Origin of the sequence: Pseudomonas fluorescens (assembly GCF_005938625.1) — a bacterium.
GTDB classification, from domain to species: domain Bacteria; phylum Pseudomonadota; class Gammaproteobacteria; order Pseudomonadales; family Pseudomonadaceae; genus Aquipseudomonas; species Aquipseudomonas fluorescens_BD.
Map to the genome: position 1 here is coordinate 86467 of NZ_VCNJ01000026.1, position 18697 is coordinate 105163.

At 54.0% G+C, this 18697-nt stretch carries 24 protein-coding genes and 1 tRNA gene; 12 read left to right on the forward strand and 13 right to left on the reverse strand.

Annotation, left to right across the window (positions count from 1 at the left end; translation table 11 throughout):
• Positions 1-37: 37 nt before the first annotated feature.
• From FGA82_RS17285 to FGA82_RS17305, 5 genes are read right to left on the reverse strand one after another with little or no spacing between them, the layout of a single operon-like run.
• A complete protein-coding gene (locus tag FGA82_RS17285; protein ID WP_141127986.1) occupies positions 38-520 on the reverse strand; it encodes a hypothetical protein in 483 nt (160 codons plus the stop codon).
• Positions 513-851: a hypothetical protein gene (locus tag FGA82_RS17290; protein WP_141127987.1), complete on the reverse strand. Its 339-nt coding sequence runs from the start codon at positions 849-851 to the stop codon at positions 513-515. Before FGA82_RS17290 ends, FGA82_RS17285 begins: the two co-directional genes overlap by 8 nt.
• Entirely contained in the window at positions 848-3547 is a 2700-nt protein-coding gene (locus tag FGA82_RS17295) for a DUF5906 domain-containing protein (protein WP_141127988.1), read from the reverse strand. Before FGA82_RS17295 ends, FGA82_RS17290 begins: the two co-directional genes overlap by 4 nt.
• Positions 3544-3750 (reverse strand): TraR/DksA C4-type zinc finger protein, encoded by a 207-nt coding sequence (locus FGA82_RS17300; protein ID WP_101158491.1) that lies wholly within the window; start codon positions 3748-3750, stop codon positions 3544-3546. The genes FGA82_RS17295 and FGA82_RS17300 overlap by 4 nt, the downstream gene beginning before the upstream one ends.
• Entirely contained in the window at positions 3743-4231 is a 489-nt protein-coding gene (locus tag FGA82_RS17305; protein WP_034156300.1) for a phage regulatory CII family protein, read from the reverse strand. The genes FGA82_RS17300 and FGA82_RS17305 overlap by 8 nt, the downstream gene beginning before the upstream one ends.
• A gap of 418 nt (positions 4232-4649) precedes the next feature.
• On the opposite strand from FGA82_RS17305, the gene FGA82_RS17315 reads away from it, so the two are divergent.
• The 10 genes from FGA82_RS17315 to FGA82_RS17365 all read left to right on the forward strand — a co-directional run bounded on the left by FGA82_RS17315 (position 4650) and on the right by FGA82_RS17365 (position 10495).
• On the forward strand, positions 4650-5348 hold the full coding sequence (locus FGA82_RS17315) for a LexA family protein (RefSeq protein ID WP_241662888.1): 699 nt from the start codon (positions 4650-4652) through the stop codon (positions 5346-5348).
• Between the two features lie 329 nt (positions 5349-5677).
• Positions 5678-6244: a deoxynucleotide monophosphate kinase gene (locus FGA82_RS17325; RefSeq protein ID WP_141127990.1), complete on the forward strand. Its 567-nt coding sequence runs from the start codon at positions 5678-5680 to the stop codon at positions 6242-6244.
• A gap of 9 nt (positions 6245-6253) precedes the next feature.
• On the forward strand, positions 6254-6532 hold the full coding sequence (locus FGA82_RS17330; RefSeq protein ID WP_141127991.1) for a hypothetical protein: 279 nt from the start codon (positions 6254-6256) through the stop codon (positions 6530-6532).
• Positions 6529-6912, forward strand: a complete 384-nt coding sequence (locus FGA82_RS17335; protein WP_141127992.1) for a hypothetical protein — start codon at positions 6529-6531, stop codon at positions 6910-6912. Before FGA82_RS17330 ends, FGA82_RS17335 begins: the two co-directional genes overlap by 4 nt.
• Positions 6909-7151 (forward strand): pyocin activator PrtN family protein, encoded by a 243-nt coding sequence (locus FGA82_RS17340; RefSeq protein WP_073473050.1) that lies wholly within the window; start codon positions 6909-6911, stop codon positions 7149-7151. The genes FGA82_RS17335 and FGA82_RS17340 overlap by 4 nt, the downstream gene beginning before the upstream one ends.
• Positions 7152-7211: 60 nt before the next feature.
• Positions 7212-7562, forward strand: coding sequence for a hypothetical protein (locus tag FGA82_RS17345; RefSeq protein WP_141127993.1), 351 nt, complete (start codon positions 7212-7214; stop codon positions 7560-7562).
• A 41-nt stretch (positions 7563-7603) separates the two neighbouring features.
• Positions 7604-8416: a DUF2303 family protein gene (locus tag FGA82_RS17350; RefSeq protein ID WP_141127994.1), complete on the forward strand. Its 813-nt coding sequence runs from the start codon at positions 7604-7606 to the stop codon at positions 8414-8416.
• A gap of 75 nt (positions 8417-8491) precedes the next feature.
• A complete protein-coding gene (locus FGA82_RS17355; protein ID WP_141127995.1) occupies positions 8492-8899 on the forward strand; it encodes a hypothetical protein in 408 nt (135 codons plus the stop codon).
• 166 nt (positions 8900-9065) lie between these two features.
• The gene (gene xisR, locus FGA82_RS17360) at positions 9066-9281 is read left to right on the forward strand and encodes an excisionase family protein (protein WP_073473060.1); all 216 of its coding nucleotides are present in this window, start codon (positions 9066-9068) and stop codon (positions 9279-9281) included.
• On the forward strand, positions 9278-10495 hold the full coding sequence (locus FGA82_RS17365) for an Arm DNA-binding domain-containing protein (RefSeq protein WP_141127996.1): 1218 nt from the start codon (positions 9278-9280) through the stop codon (positions 10493-10495). Before xisR ends, FGA82_RS17365 begins: the two co-directional genes overlap by 4 nt.
• Positions 10496-10535: 40 nt before the next feature.
• Here the strand turns inward: FGA82_RS17365 and FGA82_RS17370 are convergent, their stop codons facing one another.
• The 8 genes from FGA82_RS17370 to dapA all read right to left on the reverse strand — a co-directional run bounded on the left by FGA82_RS17370 (position 10536) and on the right by dapA (position 17252).
• A complete protein-coding gene (locus FGA82_RS17370; RefSeq protein ID WP_141127997.1) occupies positions 10536-12134 on the reverse strand; it encodes a DUF2326 domain-containing protein in 1599 nt (532 codons plus the stop codon).
• The gene (locus FGA82_RS32940; protein WP_432767171.1) at positions 12127-12348 is read right to left on the reverse strand and encodes an ABC-three component system middle component 7; all 222 of its coding nucleotides are present in this window, start codon (positions 12346-12348) and stop codon (positions 12127-12129) included. Before FGA82_RS32940 ends, FGA82_RS17370 begins: the two co-directional genes overlap by 8 nt.
• Positions 12335-13189, reverse strand: coding sequence for an ABC-three component system protein (locus FGA82_RS17375; RefSeq protein ID WP_141127998.1), 855 nt, complete (start codon positions 13187-13189; stop codon positions 12335-12337). The genes FGA82_RS32940 and FGA82_RS17375 overlap by 14 nt, the downstream gene beginning before the upstream one ends.
• Before the next feature lie 368 nt (positions 13190-13557).
• Positions 13558-13647 (reverse strand) — tRNA-Ser (locus FGA82_RS17380).
• A gap of 83 nt (positions 13648-13730) precedes the next feature.
• Complete coding sequence (gene purC, locus FGA82_RS17385; protein WP_007911389.1) at positions 13731-14444, reverse strand: phosphoribosylaminoimidazolesuccinocarboxamide synthase; 714 nt, start codon at positions 14442-14444, stop codon at positions 13731-13733.
• Positions 14445-14472: 28 nt separating this feature from the next.
• Positions 14473-15234, reverse strand: coding sequence for an MBL fold metallo-hydrolase (locus tag FGA82_RS17390; protein ID WP_129390454.1), 762 nt, complete (start codon positions 15232-15234; stop codon positions 14473-14475).
• A gap of 6 nt (positions 15235-15240) precedes the next feature.
• Positions 15241-16356: an outer membrane protein assembly factor BamC gene (gene bamC, locus FGA82_RS17395; protein WP_038358367.1), complete on the reverse strand. Its 1116-nt coding sequence runs from the start codon at positions 16354-16356 to the stop codon at positions 15241-15243.
• A gap of 17 nt (positions 16357-16373) precedes the next feature.
• Positions 16374-17252, reverse strand: a complete 879-nt coding sequence (gene dapA, locus FGA82_RS17400) for a 4-hydroxy-tetrahydrodipicolinate synthase (RefSeq protein WP_093438308.1) — start codon at positions 17250-17252, stop codon at positions 16374-16376.
• Between the two features lie 328 nt (positions 17253-17580).
• Here dapA and FGA82_RS17410 point away from each other — a divergent pair, with 328 nt between their 5' ends.
• Together FGA82_RS17410 and FGA82_RS17415 are read left to right on the forward strand one after the other, a co-directional pair.
• On the forward strand, positions 17581-18141 hold the full coding sequence (locus tag FGA82_RS17410; RefSeq protein WP_038358363.1) for a glycine cleavage system protein R: 561 nt from the start codon (positions 17581-17583) through the stop codon (positions 18139-18141).
• A gap of 10 nt (positions 18142-18151) precedes the next feature.
• A complete protein-coding gene (locus tag FGA82_RS17415; protein WP_141128000.1) occupies positions 18152-18625 on the forward strand; it encodes a peroxiredoxin in 474 nt (157 codons plus the stop codon).
• The last annotated feature ends 72 nt before the right edge of the window (positions 18626-18697 follow it).

Sequence of the window (18697 nt, forward strand, 5' to 3'; positions counted from 1 at the left end):
CCCCCTGAGTACGGAACCGAAAAGAGGGCATTTTCGGTTATCCAACTTGACGCAACTTTGACGCAACTTTGAGGAGACTTTGAGGTAAAGCGCCCCGACCAACGGTAAGCCACTTACGTGCGTCCTTGCGCTCGGCCAGCACCTCAAAGAGTCGGACATGAAGACGGTGCACCAGATCGTAGTAGGTTTGCTTCGCCTTTGAGACGTAGCCAAGTTCGTGCATCTGCGCTGCCCATGTTGGTGCAGGGTCAAAGCCATAACGCATAACCGCCAACTGTTGCAGCCTTTCACCCCGACCATCTTGCCGGGCTATCTCGGAAAGGGCGGCACCAACTTCCTGCGCAATTGCATCTGGTCCTGCACCACCGTCGAGAAGGATCCGAGAACCGGGTGTTCCTCGGGGCGCGCAACCGCCCCACTCCATGATCGTCGCCATCGGGCTACCCATGCCTCCGGTTTCACCGCCGTGTCGGCATTGCTCGCCCCAATGTTTCAGCAACAACTCCATCGCTTCAATCATTGCCCTGCCCCCGTAAAACCCAACCCGACACAGAAATACCCCAACCCGACACAAACCCAACACACATAAATCCCTTTAAATTCAATGCTTCAATCAAACTTGAGTTGAGTGTGTTGGGTTTGTTGGGTTTATCAGTCTTCGCATAAGAAAAAATTCCTTCCGTTGAATTCGTTGCAAAGAACGTCATGCATGCGCGTGCGCGACACAAAACCCAACACACCCCACACAACACCCGCGAAGGCATGTAATTAGGGCACTCAAATTGTGTGGGGTATTCAAAATCAACCCGACACACACTCAACACACCCAACACACTTTTGAAAATAGTCATGCTGCAAGCGCCTTGATGTGATCCCAGCTGTCCACGTGCCAGCCCGCCAGCTTGGCCTTCGCCCGCCAGTTCTCCACCTGCTTGCCCAGCTCTGCCGCCTTGAGTGATGGGGGCGGGGAAGCATCCAGATCCACGGGAAAGAAAAACGCGCCGAAGCGACGGTTATTGCCGTCAGTCCAGGGTATCGCCCGCGTTTTATCCACCTCGGAACTGATAAATAGAGAGAACTTGGTTTGACTCATCACGTGCTCTTTGTTGCGCTGGCACCATTCGAGAAACAACGAATAGAGGTCGGTCGATAGACACGGTCCCCAAAGCCCATGCCCCAGCTCGCTGTACTTCCACAGATGCAAGAATGTTTGCCAGCCGGCCCGACTCAAGGCGACCAAACGCTCACGCGCCTCTGTCGATGGCGGCCGCGTGCGCTGGTTGAAGTCCCCTAGATCGACCGACAGCAACCAACCGTAGAGCGCCGTCACCCCACCCTGCTCCAGTTCACGACCAATCGCCTTTTGCCTTGCGACTGGCAGGGTCTCCATAGGCCACATGACTAGCATTCGACGATCACTGTCGCTGATTGGCCAGGGAAGAATCTCGTTGCTGAGAAACACCGCATTCATATGGTTGGCTTCTTCCCAGCCATTAATGAATTTCGACTCCATCCGCACCGTTTTACCAGTGATCAAGTGCTTGATCTTGCCCACCTGGTTGTAACGTTGATCTCGACTGACGACCTCTTCAAAGACCGACCACAATTTGCGGCTTTGCCACGCGTTGAAGCTGCTTTCCAACTGCGTCTGACCAACAGTCGCCGCGTATTGGCCATAAAGCATGCCGAGCGCGTCAGCGAACAACAGGCTCTTGCCCGAACCTTCCATAATCGAATGCATCAACACAGCGGTGTCCATCTTGGCGCCCAAGTGCTGCAGCGGATACGCCAGCCAGCGAGTTAGCCAATCGGTTGCAGCTTCATCATGGTTACAAAGAAATGAGATCAGCCAACGCAGGTTGGCACACGCTGCATCATCCCTGACTGGCTCAAGCGGCAACCCGTCAAAGGTGTTGATGTACACCGCAGGATCCTTCGTCATGGTCGGATCAAACACGATGTGTTCAACATCGACGGTGCGGCGCTCGCTGCTGTTCAGCCACAAAGGGTAAGTGTCACCCAGCGCCATCTTCACCGCGCCCTCGGCTATGCGCCGCTTCTTTTCGCGATCCCAAACGTCTTTGGTGCCATCGATGTAAACATAGCGATCGGTTGGAGACATCCCGAATGCGCCGCCTTTCTTCCCAGCCATACGGCGCGCCTGCTCGATCTCCCGAACATGATCGTCAGAAATCAGCCTCTTTCCGGTGTCGTCCAACCAGGCTTTGGCCAGTGGCTTGCCCACACGAGCTTCGAAGGCGGACTTCTTCATTACCTTCGATTGGTCGCAATCCCACACGTGCGTGGTGCCCTCGACCAACGCGAAACGACGCAGAATGTGGTCCAACGTTATGACCTCCCCCGCCCCCCCGTCAGGAGCAGGAGCGGCCTCGCTGGACGGGCATGTTTCGTCGGAGATCGGCCCGCTCAATTCACCGGATGGGGTGGGGGGAAGATCATTCGGATCTGGACGGGCGGCGTGTTGCATGCCCAACATTCGCGCAGCATCCTTCACAGCCTTCGACTGGTCGCCACCGTGCTCGAGTATGCAGAACACTTCAAAGGCGTCGTTCTGATGCCCGTTCGCGAGAGGGTCAGCACCGTGGTGCGAATAAACCTTGTCCTCACTGATCGTCACCCCTGGCAGACCGGTGCTGCTTTGAGGGTACAGCCACTTATTGCCTCGCTTGATGTATCCATGGGCACGAAGAAGCTCCGCAACATCGTGACAACGGTTGAATTCATCAATTACTGAGGGCCGTTTGCCGCCACCGAGTGCAGGACGCTTTTTGGCTTTGACCGGTGCCTCCGGTGGCGCAACCGCCCATGGACACGCAGCTTCAGCATCTCGCTTAAAAAACTCCCAATTCTGCCAAATGGTAAGCAGCTCGTTGGTCAGCGTCGGCAGCCCGTCAGTAGCACTTGGAGCGGTTTTCCAGATGTAAGGTTTGCCGGTACCGGGATGAATTGATGGTGGAAATACGTCTTGCACCAATCCCGCACGTAGTTCAAAGACCGTGAAGCGTTTGAACGGCTCGGCTTCGGTTCGTGCAGCAGCTTCTGCGGCAAGATCACCCTGCTCTTTCGCAGCCTTGGCCTTGTCCATAAACCCTTTGAAAATCGAACCGTCCGGGTCTTTTTCATTCGGCCATGAAAGTGAATGACGCGTGAGTTCGATGCCTTCCGGCACCTTGAACACCACCCGGAATCGCAGCGGATTCCCGACGATAGTCGGGAACACCACTGACATCGCATCAAGGTCAAGGCCCAACAGTTCATACAGAACATGACGCGTCCATTGAACGTCATCAACATCCAATGAACAAACGCGGCTCGGCCCCAGAACGACGCCAAGGTTGTGATTTGGGTTTCGTTGCCAGAACGCCTCGGCCGTGTCGGCGTCGGTGATATAGCCTCCGGGCTTATTCCACCCTAGGCCTTTCGGAGCCTTTTCACCTGGATCAATCGATACGAGTGCCAAGTCAAAAGTACTGATGTAACGCTTTGCCCATGTAGCAATGGCTGTTCCTTTGCCCGATTCACTCATCGCCGGGCCTCCCGCAACTCCTGACAAGAGACGCAGGTCTCGCAACCTTCAACCTTCTGCTGTCGAAGCAACGGGATTGGTTCGTCGCAGTCGTCACAGAACTGCGCGCTAACGCGGCTCGATGGCACGCGGCGACTGCGATGAATAGCAACATCAAGCAGGTATTGCGCCTGCTCGTTTGCGCGGTCGATATCATCAGCCATTGATGCGATCCTCCATCGCCTGACGAGCGCCCGCCATGATTCCAAGGACTTCGCGGATCACATCCATTCCGTGCTTTTCGAGATCCACGACTTCATGAAGCTCCCAGACGTTGTCCGCCGCGCCGTCGTGCATCTTCGCCACGAATTCACCGGTTTCCCCGAGTAGCTTCCCAACCGCTTTCAAGGCATCACGGGTTGCCGGTACGGCCACGGGCCGGTACCAAACCGCACCTGCTGGACGCATCAATGCGTCCAGCAAGCGTGGATCAGCGGTTAGCCTGATCACTTCCTCAAGCTCATCTGGATTCAGCCACCGGCGTTCTTCATCGAGCTTGAGTTTTTTCTGGAGGGTGTCGTTGTCCAACACCATTTCAAAGGCAAGGGCGGTAATTCCGCCCTTATAGTCACGACCAGCGCGATAGATCGCTTGGCGTAGAGGCAGGACCGGACCAGCGTCCGGCAAAAGATCTGTGCGACTCATAACCGTAAATCCCCTATTTACGGTGTAGCCATAGCCCAGGGTAAACCCTATCCTACGACCACGACCGATGTGCATGTGCTGTGTATCGTCGTAGCTGGGCTGGGGGATTCTTTGGTGAGAGGCCCCAGCTCAGCACCTTTTAAGCTGCCGACTTAAGATCGGCCGCTTCTTTCTCTTGGGTGTATAGGCATTCGATTGCCTTACCCGTTACGTACCGAACATCTGCACCTTTCGCGGCGCGATTGATAGTCGGCTGTGTTGTTCCTACGCGATCTGCAATAACTCTCTGGGACAAACCAGACCGAAGCAGCTCCGCAAGCATTTCTTGGATAGTCATATCGTTCACCGATGCGCTTTCGCATTGGTCGCCACAATACACAAACGTATTGAATGATTCAATACACTCGGCGATACGTTTTTGAATCAAGGCAGAGAAAAAGTGATCGGAGACCGCATCGCCCAACGCATGCAGGAATTGGGGCTGTCAGAAGGCGAACTCGGCCGACGCTCCGGCGTTCCGCAACCGACGATTCATAGAATTGTGACGAACGCGGTAACCAGCCCACGCCATGAAAATATCGAAAAGATCAGCAAAGCCTTGAAGGTCAGCAGCAACTGGCTTTGGAAGGGAGGCGAACACAAAGACCCGATGATTGATCAGGGCGCGCCATCTGCGAATGAGACCAACGTTGAACCTGGGCCAGCTATTAAAGGCTATGTCCCTCTCATCTCTTGGGTTCAGGCCGGCGCATGGTGTGAGATTGAAGACGTTAGGACCCTTGATGATGCGGAGATATGGCTCCCATGCGCCGCATCCCATAGCAGTCAAAGCTATGCCTTGCGAGTACGTGGACTATCCATGTTCAATCAACATGAACGTAGATCCTTTCGAGACGGAGACATCATCTTTGTTGATCCCGCGAAAGATGCGGAGAATGGTTCTCTTGTAATTGCCAAGCTCATGGATAGCCAAGAAGCAACTTTCAAGCAATTGGTGATGGAGGGCAGCCGCCGGTTTCTGAAACCGCTGAATCCAGCATGGCCAGAGCCGATCATTGAGTTAGGGGCCGACGCAATCATTTGTGGCGTAGTATTTTCGAAGCTTGAAATTTTCTAATACATAACCCAAAAAAGGCCCGCAGCGATGTGGGCTTTTTTTGCATCGTGAAAAAATCAATTCAAATACGTATTGACTGAATCAATACGTATTTGTATCGTTTGCATCGTAAATCTCTCACCAAAGAGTACGGACATGCAAACAACACAGCACAACAACGCTCGTTGCCCGGTGTACCTACACCCATCAGCTTGCACTAACCCAGAAGCCGTAAAAGAGATTCAAAAACGCACCGGCCTACTGGTAATCGTCGCGCCTGGCACTCGCTTAGCACCGGCAAAAGTAAATGTCATCACTCACGGATGCGGACCGTTCGGGGGTGATGCAGCATGAAGCCTCTATTAATTGGCATCGCTGGCGTCGCCCGCTCTGGTAAAGACACCGCCGCGCAGCATCTGGTAAGCCACCATGGATTCCAGGCTTACGCGTTCGCTGACCCACTGCGTGACGGTCTGATGCACATCCTCAACTTGAGCCCTTGCGACTTCGACGGTGCCCAGAAGGAACTGCCGCTGCCATGGCTCGGCCGATCCCCTCGCCAGTTAATGCAATCACTTGGCACCGAGTGGGGCCGCAACAACGTGCATCCCGAACTCTGGCTGCTGCTTGCGGAACAGAATCTCGACCTACTCGCTCGCACCCACGACGAAACACGCGGCTTTGTCGTCAGCGACGTGCGGTTCGAAAACGAAGCGGACTTCATCCGTAAACGTGGCGGCGTGGTGATTCACATGGAGCGGATAGTTGCTCTCACCGTCAACCAGCACAGCAGTGAAAACGGTGTCGTGCGCGCGCCGGGAGATATCTGGCTACCGAATGATGGGCCGTTCGAAGAGTTGTTCACCAACCTAAACCATATTGTGGACACCCTGCACACCCGTGCTGCGGCGGCCTGAGGCAGCGTAATGACAAACCGCACCCTGGACGAATCCGCCGCATTGCTCGGACTCAAGCCCCGCGCCTTCCGCACCAGTTTGCGCGAGCTGGGCATTCTCAACAGCAGTGGCGATCTAGCCAGCCAGCACCGTGATCGTGGCTATCTGTATTCGGATCCGCGCAGCACCGTGATTCCGTCCCTCAACAAGTGCCGTCATTACTCCGTGGTGATGGTGAAGGAAGAAGGGATCGAATGGCTGGCCAAGAAGCTAGGAATCATCATTACCAAAAAGGACGCCGCGGCATGAAAACCAACTACCTCAATGCCTACACGCAAGCCCTCGGCGCCCTGAAGCTGATCCCTATCTACTTGAACTGCCCGGGAGTAGTCAGCCGCGCAACACTCGTTGGCGCCTCGACGGAAGCCATCCAATTACTGGAAAGCATGCCCGTACTAAGCACCGAGCTGGCCGAAGTATTTCGCTGCGTCAACAACGTGATCCTTGACGGGCAAGTCGCCTACGTTACGCCGACCAACTCGCCTGAGTTCCCATTTGGCGCCGTGGTGGCTGACGCCAAGGGCAACATCTGCGCGGCTGCCATGGGCAAAAGTAAAGAAGGCCTCGCCGAACTGATTCGCCTCAAGCTGCTGCCCCCATCGGAGGGGTTCGGGGAGAACGCAGCGTGAGCAACACACTTGAACAATTGCGACGTCAGTTCGCTACTCCATGCCCGACCCTGGCGGCAGTTCGGGAACAGTACTTCGCACACATTCGCACCGACCGCTACCTACTGGCCGAGATCAAGGCAGGTCGTATCGCGCTGGTCGTGAAGCGTCTGCACGGGTCGGCTCGCGCTCAACGAGTGGTGTACCTGCACGACCTGGCCGAGTTCCTCGACGCCCAAGCGGCGAAGCAAGCGGCTTGATTTCAACGGTCGCCTCTGCCGTCCAGAGGCAAACAAATCGCACATCAATAGGCACAGCACATGAAACCTACGGATACGGCCGAATTCATCGGCGAACTCAACACAGGCGTCTTCGCCAATCAGATCGGTCACGCCCTTTCTGAAGTGGCATCAGGAGTTGTTGATAACGGCAAGGTCGGCTCGGTCACGCTGACCTTCACCTTGAAGCAGATCGCCAACAGTCATCAAGTCACCGTCAATCACAAGCTCGCCTACAAGGTGCCGACCAAACGCGGCAGTCGTACCGAGGACACCACCCTCGATACTCCGATGCACGTCAATGAGGGCGGGCGCCTGACTTTGTTCGCCGAAGCCCCCCGCGCCGGTCAGCTATTCAACCGCGATGACGCGCCAATTCACGCGAAGTCCTAAACCGTTCGATTCCAAACCCCTCACCAAAGGAAGTCGATTCAATGGAAGCCAAAGCAATTCAGTTGATTCAGGACACCGCCGTTCTGGCCTATGCCAAGCCGCTGGATACTTTCACCCCAGCGCTGGTATTGCCGTCTGACCAGAAGATCCACAGCATCGAGAAATTTCAAGCCGCTCGTAGCCGATTCCGCGGCGCGCTCACTACTCACTCGCTGCTGGACTTCGGCAATTACGTAATGACGCAAAGTGCCGAGGTTGTAGCGTCTGGTTTTGTGGACGCCGAAGCAATGTCGTGCACAGTCATTTTCAACCTGGGCGACACCAAGTCACCAGGGCACGGCGACTTCACCGCCACCCTGAACTTGAGAAAAACTGCTGCGTTCCGGTCGCTGGAGCGTGCAGCGAGCATTCAGTTCGCGCAGAAAGAACTCAGCGACTGGATCGAGGATTGGGCATCAAATCTCCAAGCCCTCGCGACCGATGACAGTCCCATCGATTTGCGTAAAGCCGCGAGCGCCATCCGCTCCATCAGCATCGAGCAAGCACGCAAGAGCGAACACATCGTCGGCGACCTAAGCGCCTCTCGTTCAGCGATGGACCAGATTGAGGCCAAGTCCTCAGAAGGATTGCCTGCTGAATTTCTGTTCACGGTCGAGCCATATGAAGGGCTGAAAGTCCAGATCATCCGCCTGCGTGTAGCCGTTCTCACTGGCGGGGACAAACCCCTGCTGCGCCTACGCTGGATTGGAGAAGAACAGCTTCGCGAAGACTTGGCACAAGAATTCAAGGAAGTCGTGCAGCACGAAGTCGGGGGCGGTGCGCAATTGACTATCGGCAATTTCAACTTGGGCTAACCCACCCATCCAACACCCCTCCGCCGGCCTCTCACCAAGTATCCCTGCGGAGGGATCTACTGAGGTACACAGCACATGACTGCAATTCAAATCTGCGCACTCATCGCCCTGATCGTCTTGGCCGGACTGCTTGTCTGGGCCGGTTATTTCATGGGGCATAACGACGGTATGTCCGCAGGCATGAAAGAAAGCGATGCGATCCAACGCGCCGAAAGCGCAAAGACCATTCGCGAATTGAAGGCTTCCCTCGACTTTATTAAGGCCGACCACGCCCGACTGGCGCGATTCAGCAAGCGTCTTCAAGAAAAACTGTCACTCGGCGAAACCGAACGCCAGACGCTACTCAACATCGCCGAGAAGCTTCGAATTGCCGCCGAGACGTTCGCCGCCTTCCGCACAGGCAAAAAACTCGAAAGAGACACGATTGAGCTACGTGATCAAGCGCTTGCCATGGCAGCTCTTCTTGCTCCGGTGACCACATGACAGCGCTACGCCGAACGGTTCGAATTCGCCGAGGGCAAATGCCACCTCTGGACTTACAAACCATATGCGACAGGTGTGACACCTCGCGAGCACATGGCAACCATCAACAATGCAGCAAGCAGCGCCAAGCTGAAGGTATCGCCAGGCGAGCAGCGGAGAAATCACAATGAGTGCAGCAGAGAAAATCGACTTTCACATCACACCGGGCGCCTGGTTCCGCCAAGACTTGCTGTACCCGGTTTTCGGCCTGAGCACCGAAGCAGTCCGCAAGTACCGCACCCGAGGTCTGTGGCTTGAAGGCAAACACTGGCGGTATGACCCTGCCAATGTAATCGTCTACAACCGCGCAGCCATTGAGCGCTGGATGGAAGGGAAACCATGATCGATAAGATGCCGACCGGCGTTGAGATGAACGGCAAGCAGTTGCGTATCTGGTTCATCTTCAATGGCCAACGGTGCCGGGAACCACTGGAAGGGATCTCGAAAGTAAACAAGGCCGCTATTGCGTATGCGGATAACAAGCGTCGGACCATCCTCACCGAAATCAAAGAGGGCCGCTTCGACTACGCGGCACACTTTCCGAAATCACCCAGGGCTGCAATGTTCACAGGCACTGGCGGCCCTTCGCTGAAGCGTACAGTGAAAGAAGGTATTGATCGCTGGCTAGAAGTCCAGCGCGCGCTCAAAGCGTCAAGCACCGTCGTCAACTACGTGAGCAAAGCAGTACATGTTGAGAAGAAATTCGGTAAGCGTCGAATCGTCGACATCAGCAAGAGCGACATCGAGCTGTTTCAAGCTCAGTTGCTGAAGCAAGGCCTGGCCCCGAAGACAGTGAACGACATTTTCACTGTCGTTCGCGGAGTCTGGGCCGACGCATTCGGTGACGGAATACTGAAAGCGAATCCGCTCGACCGGATAAGCAACGTCGGGTCGGACGTCGACCTCGAGCATGCTGACCCCTTCAGCCGCACCGAGATCGAGTTGATTGGTAAAGCGGACCCTAGCCGGCGAGCTGATGCCCGAATGATCGAGTTCAATTGCTGGACCGGGCTGTCTCTGTCCGAGCTTATCGGACTGGCTGCTGAAGACGTCGACCTTCAAGCCGGCCTGGTACACGTCCGGCGGGCGTTGGTCGTAGGAGAATTTAAAGTCCCCAAGGAACGCTCAAGGGTACGAGTCGTTGAGTTGATAGACCCTGCCCTCGAACTCATGAGGGAGATTGTCGCCGCCGCCAAGGAAGCACAAGCCGAAGAGATCACCGTTATCCAACGCGACAACATCACTTCCAAAAAAATGAAAGTGACATTCCTTTTTCGCAGCTCCACCAGCGGCTTACTCTGGAGTGGTAAAACATTGAGCAACTGGTTTACCGCCCACCTGAAAAAGGCCGAAGTCCGCCACAGAGGTGCCAATCAGTGTCGCCACACGTTTGCCAGCCAGATGCTGTCGAGCTATGTGCCAGTCGAATGGGTAGCCAGGCAGCTTGGGCACGCCGACACAACAATGGTGAGAAAACACTACGGCAGATGGATACCGAAGGACACTAAAAGCATGGCAGGTTTAGTCTCAAAAATGTTGGGTTTTCGCCAAGATTAAGCTCAAGAAATCAACAGATAAATATTATGAGGAACGGCTGTCACTTCGCGTTCTTCCATTTAACATTGAATGCCATACGATCTTTATCCAGCTTAAGAAACATTGCTTCAGTGATTATTTTCCGCACACCAGCATGATACTTGCTAACTTCATCAATCGAAATAAAAACCTGCTTACTAAAAGTGCTGTAGATCTCCACCAAATGCTCTATTGCAGGTGTATCCATATTTTTGAATAACAGACTATCATGAATAATTACCGGAAGAACAGTTAACCGGAGGAACGTCAGATCAAGGGCGATCATGTTTGCAAAACCTTTCCCGGTTCCCCGATCATCGCCATGATCGAATTTATAATCTTTCTCACCTAGCGTAAGCACCGGTGAAATAGCTTTGTTGCTGTAAATTTTTGTTATTTCTTCTTCGATTCCTGCATTAAGTTCGAGTTCCATCACCGCTATCGAACTCTCCAGCGCCGAGTCAATATCAGCCTTCAATCTCTTGATTTCATTTTTTGCCTCCGCGCTCATCATCCAGTATCGATTCTGCTGAATCAGAGCATTTTGCTGACGATCGAGATCTATTAAGCGTTCTAACAAATGAACCGAATCCTCACGGGAATCCACGAGATTTAATAGCGAGCTATCAACCTTGGCTATATCGGCTTGGGCAGCACTTAAAGCCTCTATCAGAACAATTTGTTCTGCTTTCAGCTGATCCTTCAAAATATTTGTAATACCTGAATGAAAGGATTCTACCTCTAACAGTTTCTTCGAATCGACTTCAGGAAAAAAAGTGAGTACCGATTGAAAATCCTTACTACTTACAATCTTCGCATTACCTAAGTTTGACTCCACTCTGCTTAACTGCGTCTGGAGATCAAGCTTATATTCAACCAAGGCATCTTTTTGAAGCTTCAACTCAAGACTTTGCTGATTGATTATAGAGCGTATATCCGTAACATTTCTCTTCAATGTCTGCTTAATCTTCTCAACCTCAGAAAAAAGCTGACTGATTACTGAATCGTTTTTAGATACCTGCGCTTTTGTGATTTTCTTTACTGCACCAGAGTTAAATGTACCATTAATGTCCTTTAGCGCTTTCTGAGCTCCGGCACGTTCCTGCTCCAGCTGAGAAATTAGCCAGTACATATTGAACATTTTGAGAATACGCTTTCTGACAACCTCCCATTTCTCCCGCACGGTTAGGTCCAAGGGACGCTTGTGGTTGTAGTTATTTCTTTGATAAATTCTAAAGAAACCGCTAACACAATCACGAAACGAAATTTCGCTTGCACTGGTAAGATAGTTATCTTTGAGAAAGCTAGTAAACTCTCGAAGCGTGAGCATTCGCCCTTGATCAACGCAATAAACTGACTCAGGTGTTTCGGTACTTCGAATAAAGAGATAGTTTTTATCGAATTGAAATTCCATCACCACTTCTAAATGGCCTACATTTTTAATTACATCATCGCACTTTGTCGGAAAGTCGCTCCCACCAAAAGCAAAGTCAATCAACATCAAAACCGATGACTTACCGATTGAGTTATGCGCATCATCCGCGCCCACGACTGCATTCAGCCCAAACTTGAAATAAATAGACGACTGGATCAATTTCTCGCATGTAATAGATTTAAGCACGCTGAATGACCCCAGTAGTAAAATTTACGTTTATTTTTTTTAAAACAAAGAGCAAGTCGAGAGCATCTATAAACTCCGACACATCGGAAAATATATCCTTATGATTCAGATACACTACCTGAACAGTATCACTACCTCTTAAAACCCCCAACAACTTAGCTGCCTTAGGGAGACAACTATCTTCTAATGATATTATTTTATTAGGCAGTATCATCAGAAAAAATCTCACAATTCTGAATAAAATAAGAAACCAACACTTCAGATTTCGATCGCTCCTTGATCCCAGTGTTAGTCATAAACCATACGCACATCTCTTCAAATATTTGACTTTGGTCAAAACCCTGCATTAACAACAGCGTATAATAGCTCTTAACCTGAGAACAGATAAATAGAGACTTGGCCTTTTCCTCTAACTCTAGCTTTCTTAAGGACTCTCTAATCGGAGCAAAAAAACTCAGAATATACTGCCCAATCTTCATTTCATTCATGATACCTAAGGTTTCATCTTTCTTCTGCGAAAGCTTTAAGGCAGCAAATGACAGAGTTGTATTTTTAATATCCAACTCACTAAGGGTTTCCAAATCCCTAGCTACAACCGCTATATCCTTGTGAAGAGTTTGCCTATCCCATGTTTGCGAAAGCGCTTTGATTTTGTTGATTGTCTTTTTTATCTCAACCAGTTGCCTGTATTCCTGCACTGTCTTCCTAGTATCATAAATTTTATGACACTCTTTACACAGTGCGATAAAGTTCTCTTCACAATCAATATCATCTGAAAGCAATTCTTCAGCAATCAGTATAAGTTTTTCATGTTCGGTCGCATTTAGCGGATAGATATGTGCGATGTCGAAAACCCGCACACGTTTTGAGCCTTTCTTAACCATGAGCGCTCGCCTGCAGAGCGGGCAAAGTCCTTGGACTTCGCAAAGCAAGCTCATCTTAACCGTGTCAGTAACATTTGCTCTCCTAAGCTGATCTGACAAGTTTGGAGCTCCATCAATATTGAAACGGTCGACCGCTAGCAAGCGTGCCGCTATGACGACACCTTCGAGCATGCCAGGACCCGATTAAGAAATGGCTTTAAGACCATAGCACCCAGATTACTGAAAGCTACTGATTCGCCATCATTCTGTCCAGTAAACACCTGCTATTCAGCACGGACGTCTTTGACAATGCTCAGATTGGATACTCAATCATCTGTTGGAATGCTCACCGTCGTGCCTGAAGGGAAGGTGGCGCGCCTCTAGGTGGCAATTACTGATAAGAGGCACCAAAGGACTGTGCGGGTATTGAACGGCTCAGAGCGATTGTTTAGAGCCTCAGAGGCATGCACCTTGCCCTAAAAATGCCCTAATCAGAACGACGGAAACGAAAAAGCCCCCGTAATCATCAATGATTACGGGGGCTTCGTCTTGTTCAATAATGGCGGAGAGATAGGGATTCGAACCCTAGGTACCGGTGAAGGTACAACGGATTTCGAATCCGTCCCATTCGGCCACTCTGGCATCTCTCCAACGGCGCGCATCATAACAACACTTTTACCGAAAGCAAACCCTCTTTCGAAAATTTCTTCGTGCTATCAGATGCTTGCGTCGATTAAAGCGGTACGCCCAGACGATTGGCGACTTCTTCGTAGGCTTCGATGACGTCACCGAGGCCCTGACGGAAGCGGTCTTTGTCCATCTTCTTCTTGGTGTCCTTGTCCCACAGACGGCAGCCGTCCGGGCTGAACTCGTCGCCGAGGACGATGGAGCCGTCGCTGAACACGCCAAATTCAAGCTTGAAGTCGACCAGCAGCAGGCCGGCGTCGTCGAACAGTTTGGTCAGGACTTCGTTGACCTTGAGCGACAGTTCTTTCATGCGAACCAGTTGCTCGGCGGTGCCCCAACCGAACGCCACGACGTGGGATTCGTTGATGAACGGGTCGCCCTTGGCGTCGTCCTTGAGGAACAGTTCGAAGGTGTAAGGGTTGAGCTTCAGGCCTTCTTCGACGCCCAGACGCTTGACCAGGCTGCCGGCGGCGTAGTTACGCACGACGCACTCGACCGGGATCATGTCGAGCTTCTTGACCAGCACTTCGTTGTCGGCCAGCAGCTTGTCGAATTGGGTCGGTACGCCGGCCGCTTCGAGTTTCTGCATGATGAAGGCGTTGAACTTGTTGTTGACCATGCCTTTGCGGTCGAGCTGCTCGATGCGCTTGCCGTCGAACGCCGAGGTGTCGTTGCGAAACAGCAGGATCAAGCGGTCAGCGTCGTCGGTCTTGTAAACCGATTTGGCTTTGCCGCGGTAGAGTTCTTCACGTTTTTCCATGATGGGCTCCGCTTGCTAAGTAGGTGGGCTAGGCGATGTGGCGCCAGTCGAGCCCTGAATCTTGATCGGCCAGTTGCAGCCAGTCCGGGTCGCACCCGAGGGTGTCGACAAAACATTGCCGGGCCAGCTGCGGCATGTTGTTCTTGCTGCTCAGATGGGCCAGAACCAGGTGTTGCAAACCCTGCCAGCCCAACTCGGACACCAGGAATGCCGCCTGATGATTGTTCAAATGTCCCAGCTCGCCGCCCACCCGCTGCTTGAGAAAGTACGGGTAGTGCCCACGGGCCAGCATGTCACGACAATGGTTGGACTCGATCATCAACGCATCGAGGTCCCGATAACCGTCCAGCACCCGCTCGCAGTAGGAACCCAGGTCGGTCAGCAGGCCGAAGCGCCGCTGTTCATGATCACTGAACACATACTGGGTCGGTTCCTGCGCATCATGGGCCACGGCAATGACCCCGATGTTCAGAGCACCGATCTGCAGTTGCTCGCCACCGGCCAGAAAGCCTGCGGGTTCGATCGGTTTGCGCATCCCGCGCAGTGTGCCGCGACTGAGGTAGACCGGTAGATTGTAGCGCCGAGACAGCAAACCCACGCCATGCACGTGGTCGGCATGTTCGTGGGTTACGAGTATCGCGCTCAGTTGCGCCGGGTTCACACCCAGGCGCAACAGGCGTTTTTCGGTTTCCCGCAGGGAAAAACCACAATCCACCAGCACATACGTATCAGCACTGGCGATCAGCGTGCCGTTCCCTTGGCTACCGCTGCCGAGAACGGCAAAACGCATGATTGATCAGCCCAGGTTGTCCTGAATCACGCTCAACACTTTGCGTGCCACTTCAGCCGGCGCGACGGTGTTGATGTTTTTCTCGACGGTCACCTGAATGTTCTCGCCAACCTTGCTCAGGCGAACCTGATAACGCTCGGCACGGGCTTCAACTTCTTCCTTGCTCGGCGCACTGCCGAACAGGCTGCTGAAGAAACCAGGCTTGTCGTCTTTCTTCTCGGCTTTTTCGGCCAGGTTGATGTAGTACAGGCCGAGGCTGCGGTTGATGTCTTCAACGCGCCATTCGCCTTGTTCCAGTGCACGGCCAACGCTCGACCAGGCACGGTCCAGATCGGTACCGACGTTCAACACCGGGTTACCACTGCCGTCTTCGCTGAGGCTGACGCGGCTCGGCGTATCGAAATCACGCGAGGCCAGCATCGACACCGAACCGCCCTTCTCAGAGATCCGGCTCATGCTTGCGAGCATGTCGTCAACCAGCGCGGCGTCCAGGCCAGTGTTGACCGAACGGTTGGTGAAGGCCACATCGGCAGTGCTGCCGGCAGGGCGCTCGGCGCTGACCACGTAGATTTCACTGGTGTTGCGCTGCACGCCCGGCTCGATACGCACACGCACGCGGGTTTCGCTGTCGCTGGCAATGCCGGCCGCGCTCAGGCGCTTGGCCATGGACGCGGACAGTTCGTCGGAATGCTGCCAGGTGGTGGTGAATTCGCCGGTTTGCGGACGCTGTTCATCCAGACGGAAACCGTTGTCCTGGAAGAATTGCACCGCCACTGGCCAGACTTCGGCCGGTGGGTGCTGGGCCACGACCCAACGCGAATCACCGCTCTTCTGCAGCGAATAATCGCTGGCATCGGCAACGGCCGACAGCGGCTGAGGACGCGGAACAATGTATTCGCCCTTGGCGGTGTCATCAGCGACGTTGCGCGGGATCGGCAACAGCGGATCCAGACGCTTGGAGGTGCTGACCTCCGGTGGCAGTTGCATCGGTGCGGTCTGTTGCGCTTCCAGGTAATCGCTACCACGGTCACGGAAATAACCTTCCGGGCCCCAGACCCATCCGCAGCCACTGGTGCTGGAGATAATCAAGGCAAGTGCGGAAAGTCCGGCCATTCGCTTCATGCGTTGTACTTCCTCAATTAAACCAGGACGCTGCACTGGCGCAGGGCCGAGCGCAGCGTTTCATGACAAGGTGTGCTCAGCCAGGTCAGTGGCAGGCGGATGCCTTCGTGCATCAGGCCCATTTCAACCAAAGCCCATTTCACCGGAATCGGGTTGGCTTCGATGAACAGGTCTTTGTGCAGCGGCATCAGTTTTTCGTTGATCGCCCGTGCAGTGTCGGCGTCGCCCTTGAGCGCGGCCTCGCACAGATCAGCCATTTCGCGTGGCGCGACGTTGGCCGTTACAGAGATGTTGCCTTTGCCGCCCAGCAGGATCAGTTCAACGGCGGTCGGATCATCGCCGGACAGCACGATGAAATCCTTGCTCACACCATCGATGATCGCTTTGGCGCGTTTCAGATCGCCAGTGGCTTCCTTGATACCGATGATGTTCGGCACGGTGGACAGGCGAATCACGGTCTCGGCCTGCATATCGCAAGAGGTGCGGCCAGGAACGTTATAGAGAATCTGCGGAATGTCGACCGCTTCAGCGATGTGCTTGAAGTGCTGGTACAGACCTTCCTGAGTCGGCTTGTTGTAATACGGAACCACCAGCAGGCAGGCATCGGCGCCGGCTTCCTTGGCGTTGCGGGTCAGCTCGACGGCTTCGCGGGTCGAGTTGGCGCCAGTGCCGGCGATGACCGGAATGCGCCCGGCAACCTGTTTGACCACGGCTTTGATGACGGCGATGTGTTCTTCTACATCAAGGGTTGCCGACTCGCCGGTAGTACCGACCGCGACAATGGCATGGGTGCCGTTCTTGAGATGGAAGTCCACGAGTTTGCTGAGGCTGTCCCAGTCAAGACGCCCTTGTGCATCCATGGGAGTGACCAGTGCCACCATACTGCCCGCAATCATGAAACCGCTCCTGCCGGAAAAAGAGAGCGGTAATGGTACTGGCGCCAAGATGCTTGCACAAGCGAAGTACTGCGCTGCCGCCATTCCCCTTGGCGTCGCTTTTCGCTACCCTTCAGACTTTGATCGGTACTGATCAGCTTGTACGCCGGGTTCCTGCCTCCCTTTACGGCCTCCCAGACCCCGTTCCTGCGTCGCATCGACGCGCTCCCGCTATAGTGGAGCGAGCCGCGAGCGCTTGCCGGGTCTCTTTGTACGGACAGCCAGAACAGGCACTCCCGGCGGCAAACGTCCGTAACCTACCGACCGCTCATCGCTTTAGGAATGCTGCATGTCCACCCCCACAGTTCGCGAACAATTCCTTGTCATCAGTGCCCTCGGCGCCAACCCCATGGAGCTGACTAACGTCCTGTGCCGCGCCAGCCATGAAAATCGCTGCGCCGTGGTTACTTCGCGCCTGACCCGCCACGGCGAGTGCAGTGCGCTGATCCTCGAGATCTCCGGCAGCTGGGACGCCCTCGCCCGCCTGGAAGGCAGCCTGCCGGGCCTGGCCAAGAAACACGCCTTTACCGCCAATGTGGTGCGCAGCGCGCCGCTGGAAAACCGTCCGCAAGCCCTGCCATACGTGGCTTACGTCAGTTCGGCATATCGCCCGGACATCATCAATGAGTTGTGCCAGTTCTTCATGGATCACAATGTCGAGCTGGAAAACCTGACCTGCGACACCTATCAGGCGCCACAGACCGGCGGCACCATGCTCAACGCCACGTTCACCGTGACCCTGCCGGCCGGCACCCAGATCAGTTGGCTGCGCGACCAGTTCCTCGACTTCTCCGATGCGATGAACCTGGATGCACTGATCGAGCCTTGGCGCCCACAGAACCCAATGTAAGGAAGCTTTCATGGCCGTTGTCATCGACCAACCGGTTGCCGAATTCGAAGCACCTGCCACCAGCGGGCAGACCGTCAGCCTGTCAGCGCTGAAGGGCAAGCAAGTGGTGATCTACTTTTACCCGAAGGACAGCACCCCGGGGTGCACCACCGAAGGCCAGGGCTTTCGTGACCAGTACGCCGAGTTCAAGGCAGCCAATACCGAGATTTTCGGTATTTCCCGCGACAGCCTGAAGTCCCACGAGAACTTCAAGTGCAAGCAGGAGTTTCCGTTCGAACTGATCAGCGACAAGGACGAAGCCGTCTGCCAATTGTTCGACGTGATCAAGTTGAAGAAGCTCTATGGCAAGGAATACCTGGGCGTTGATCGCAGCACGTTCCTGATTGATAAGGACGGTGTGCTGCGTCAGGAATGGCGCGGTGTGAAGGTGCCGGGGCATGTGGATGCTGTTCTGGCTGCTGCGCAGAATTTGAACAAGGCCTGATGTTTCTCTGGCGTCTTTCTCTGACGCCATCGCTGGCAAGCCAGCTCCCACAGGTTTTGTGTGCACCGAAAA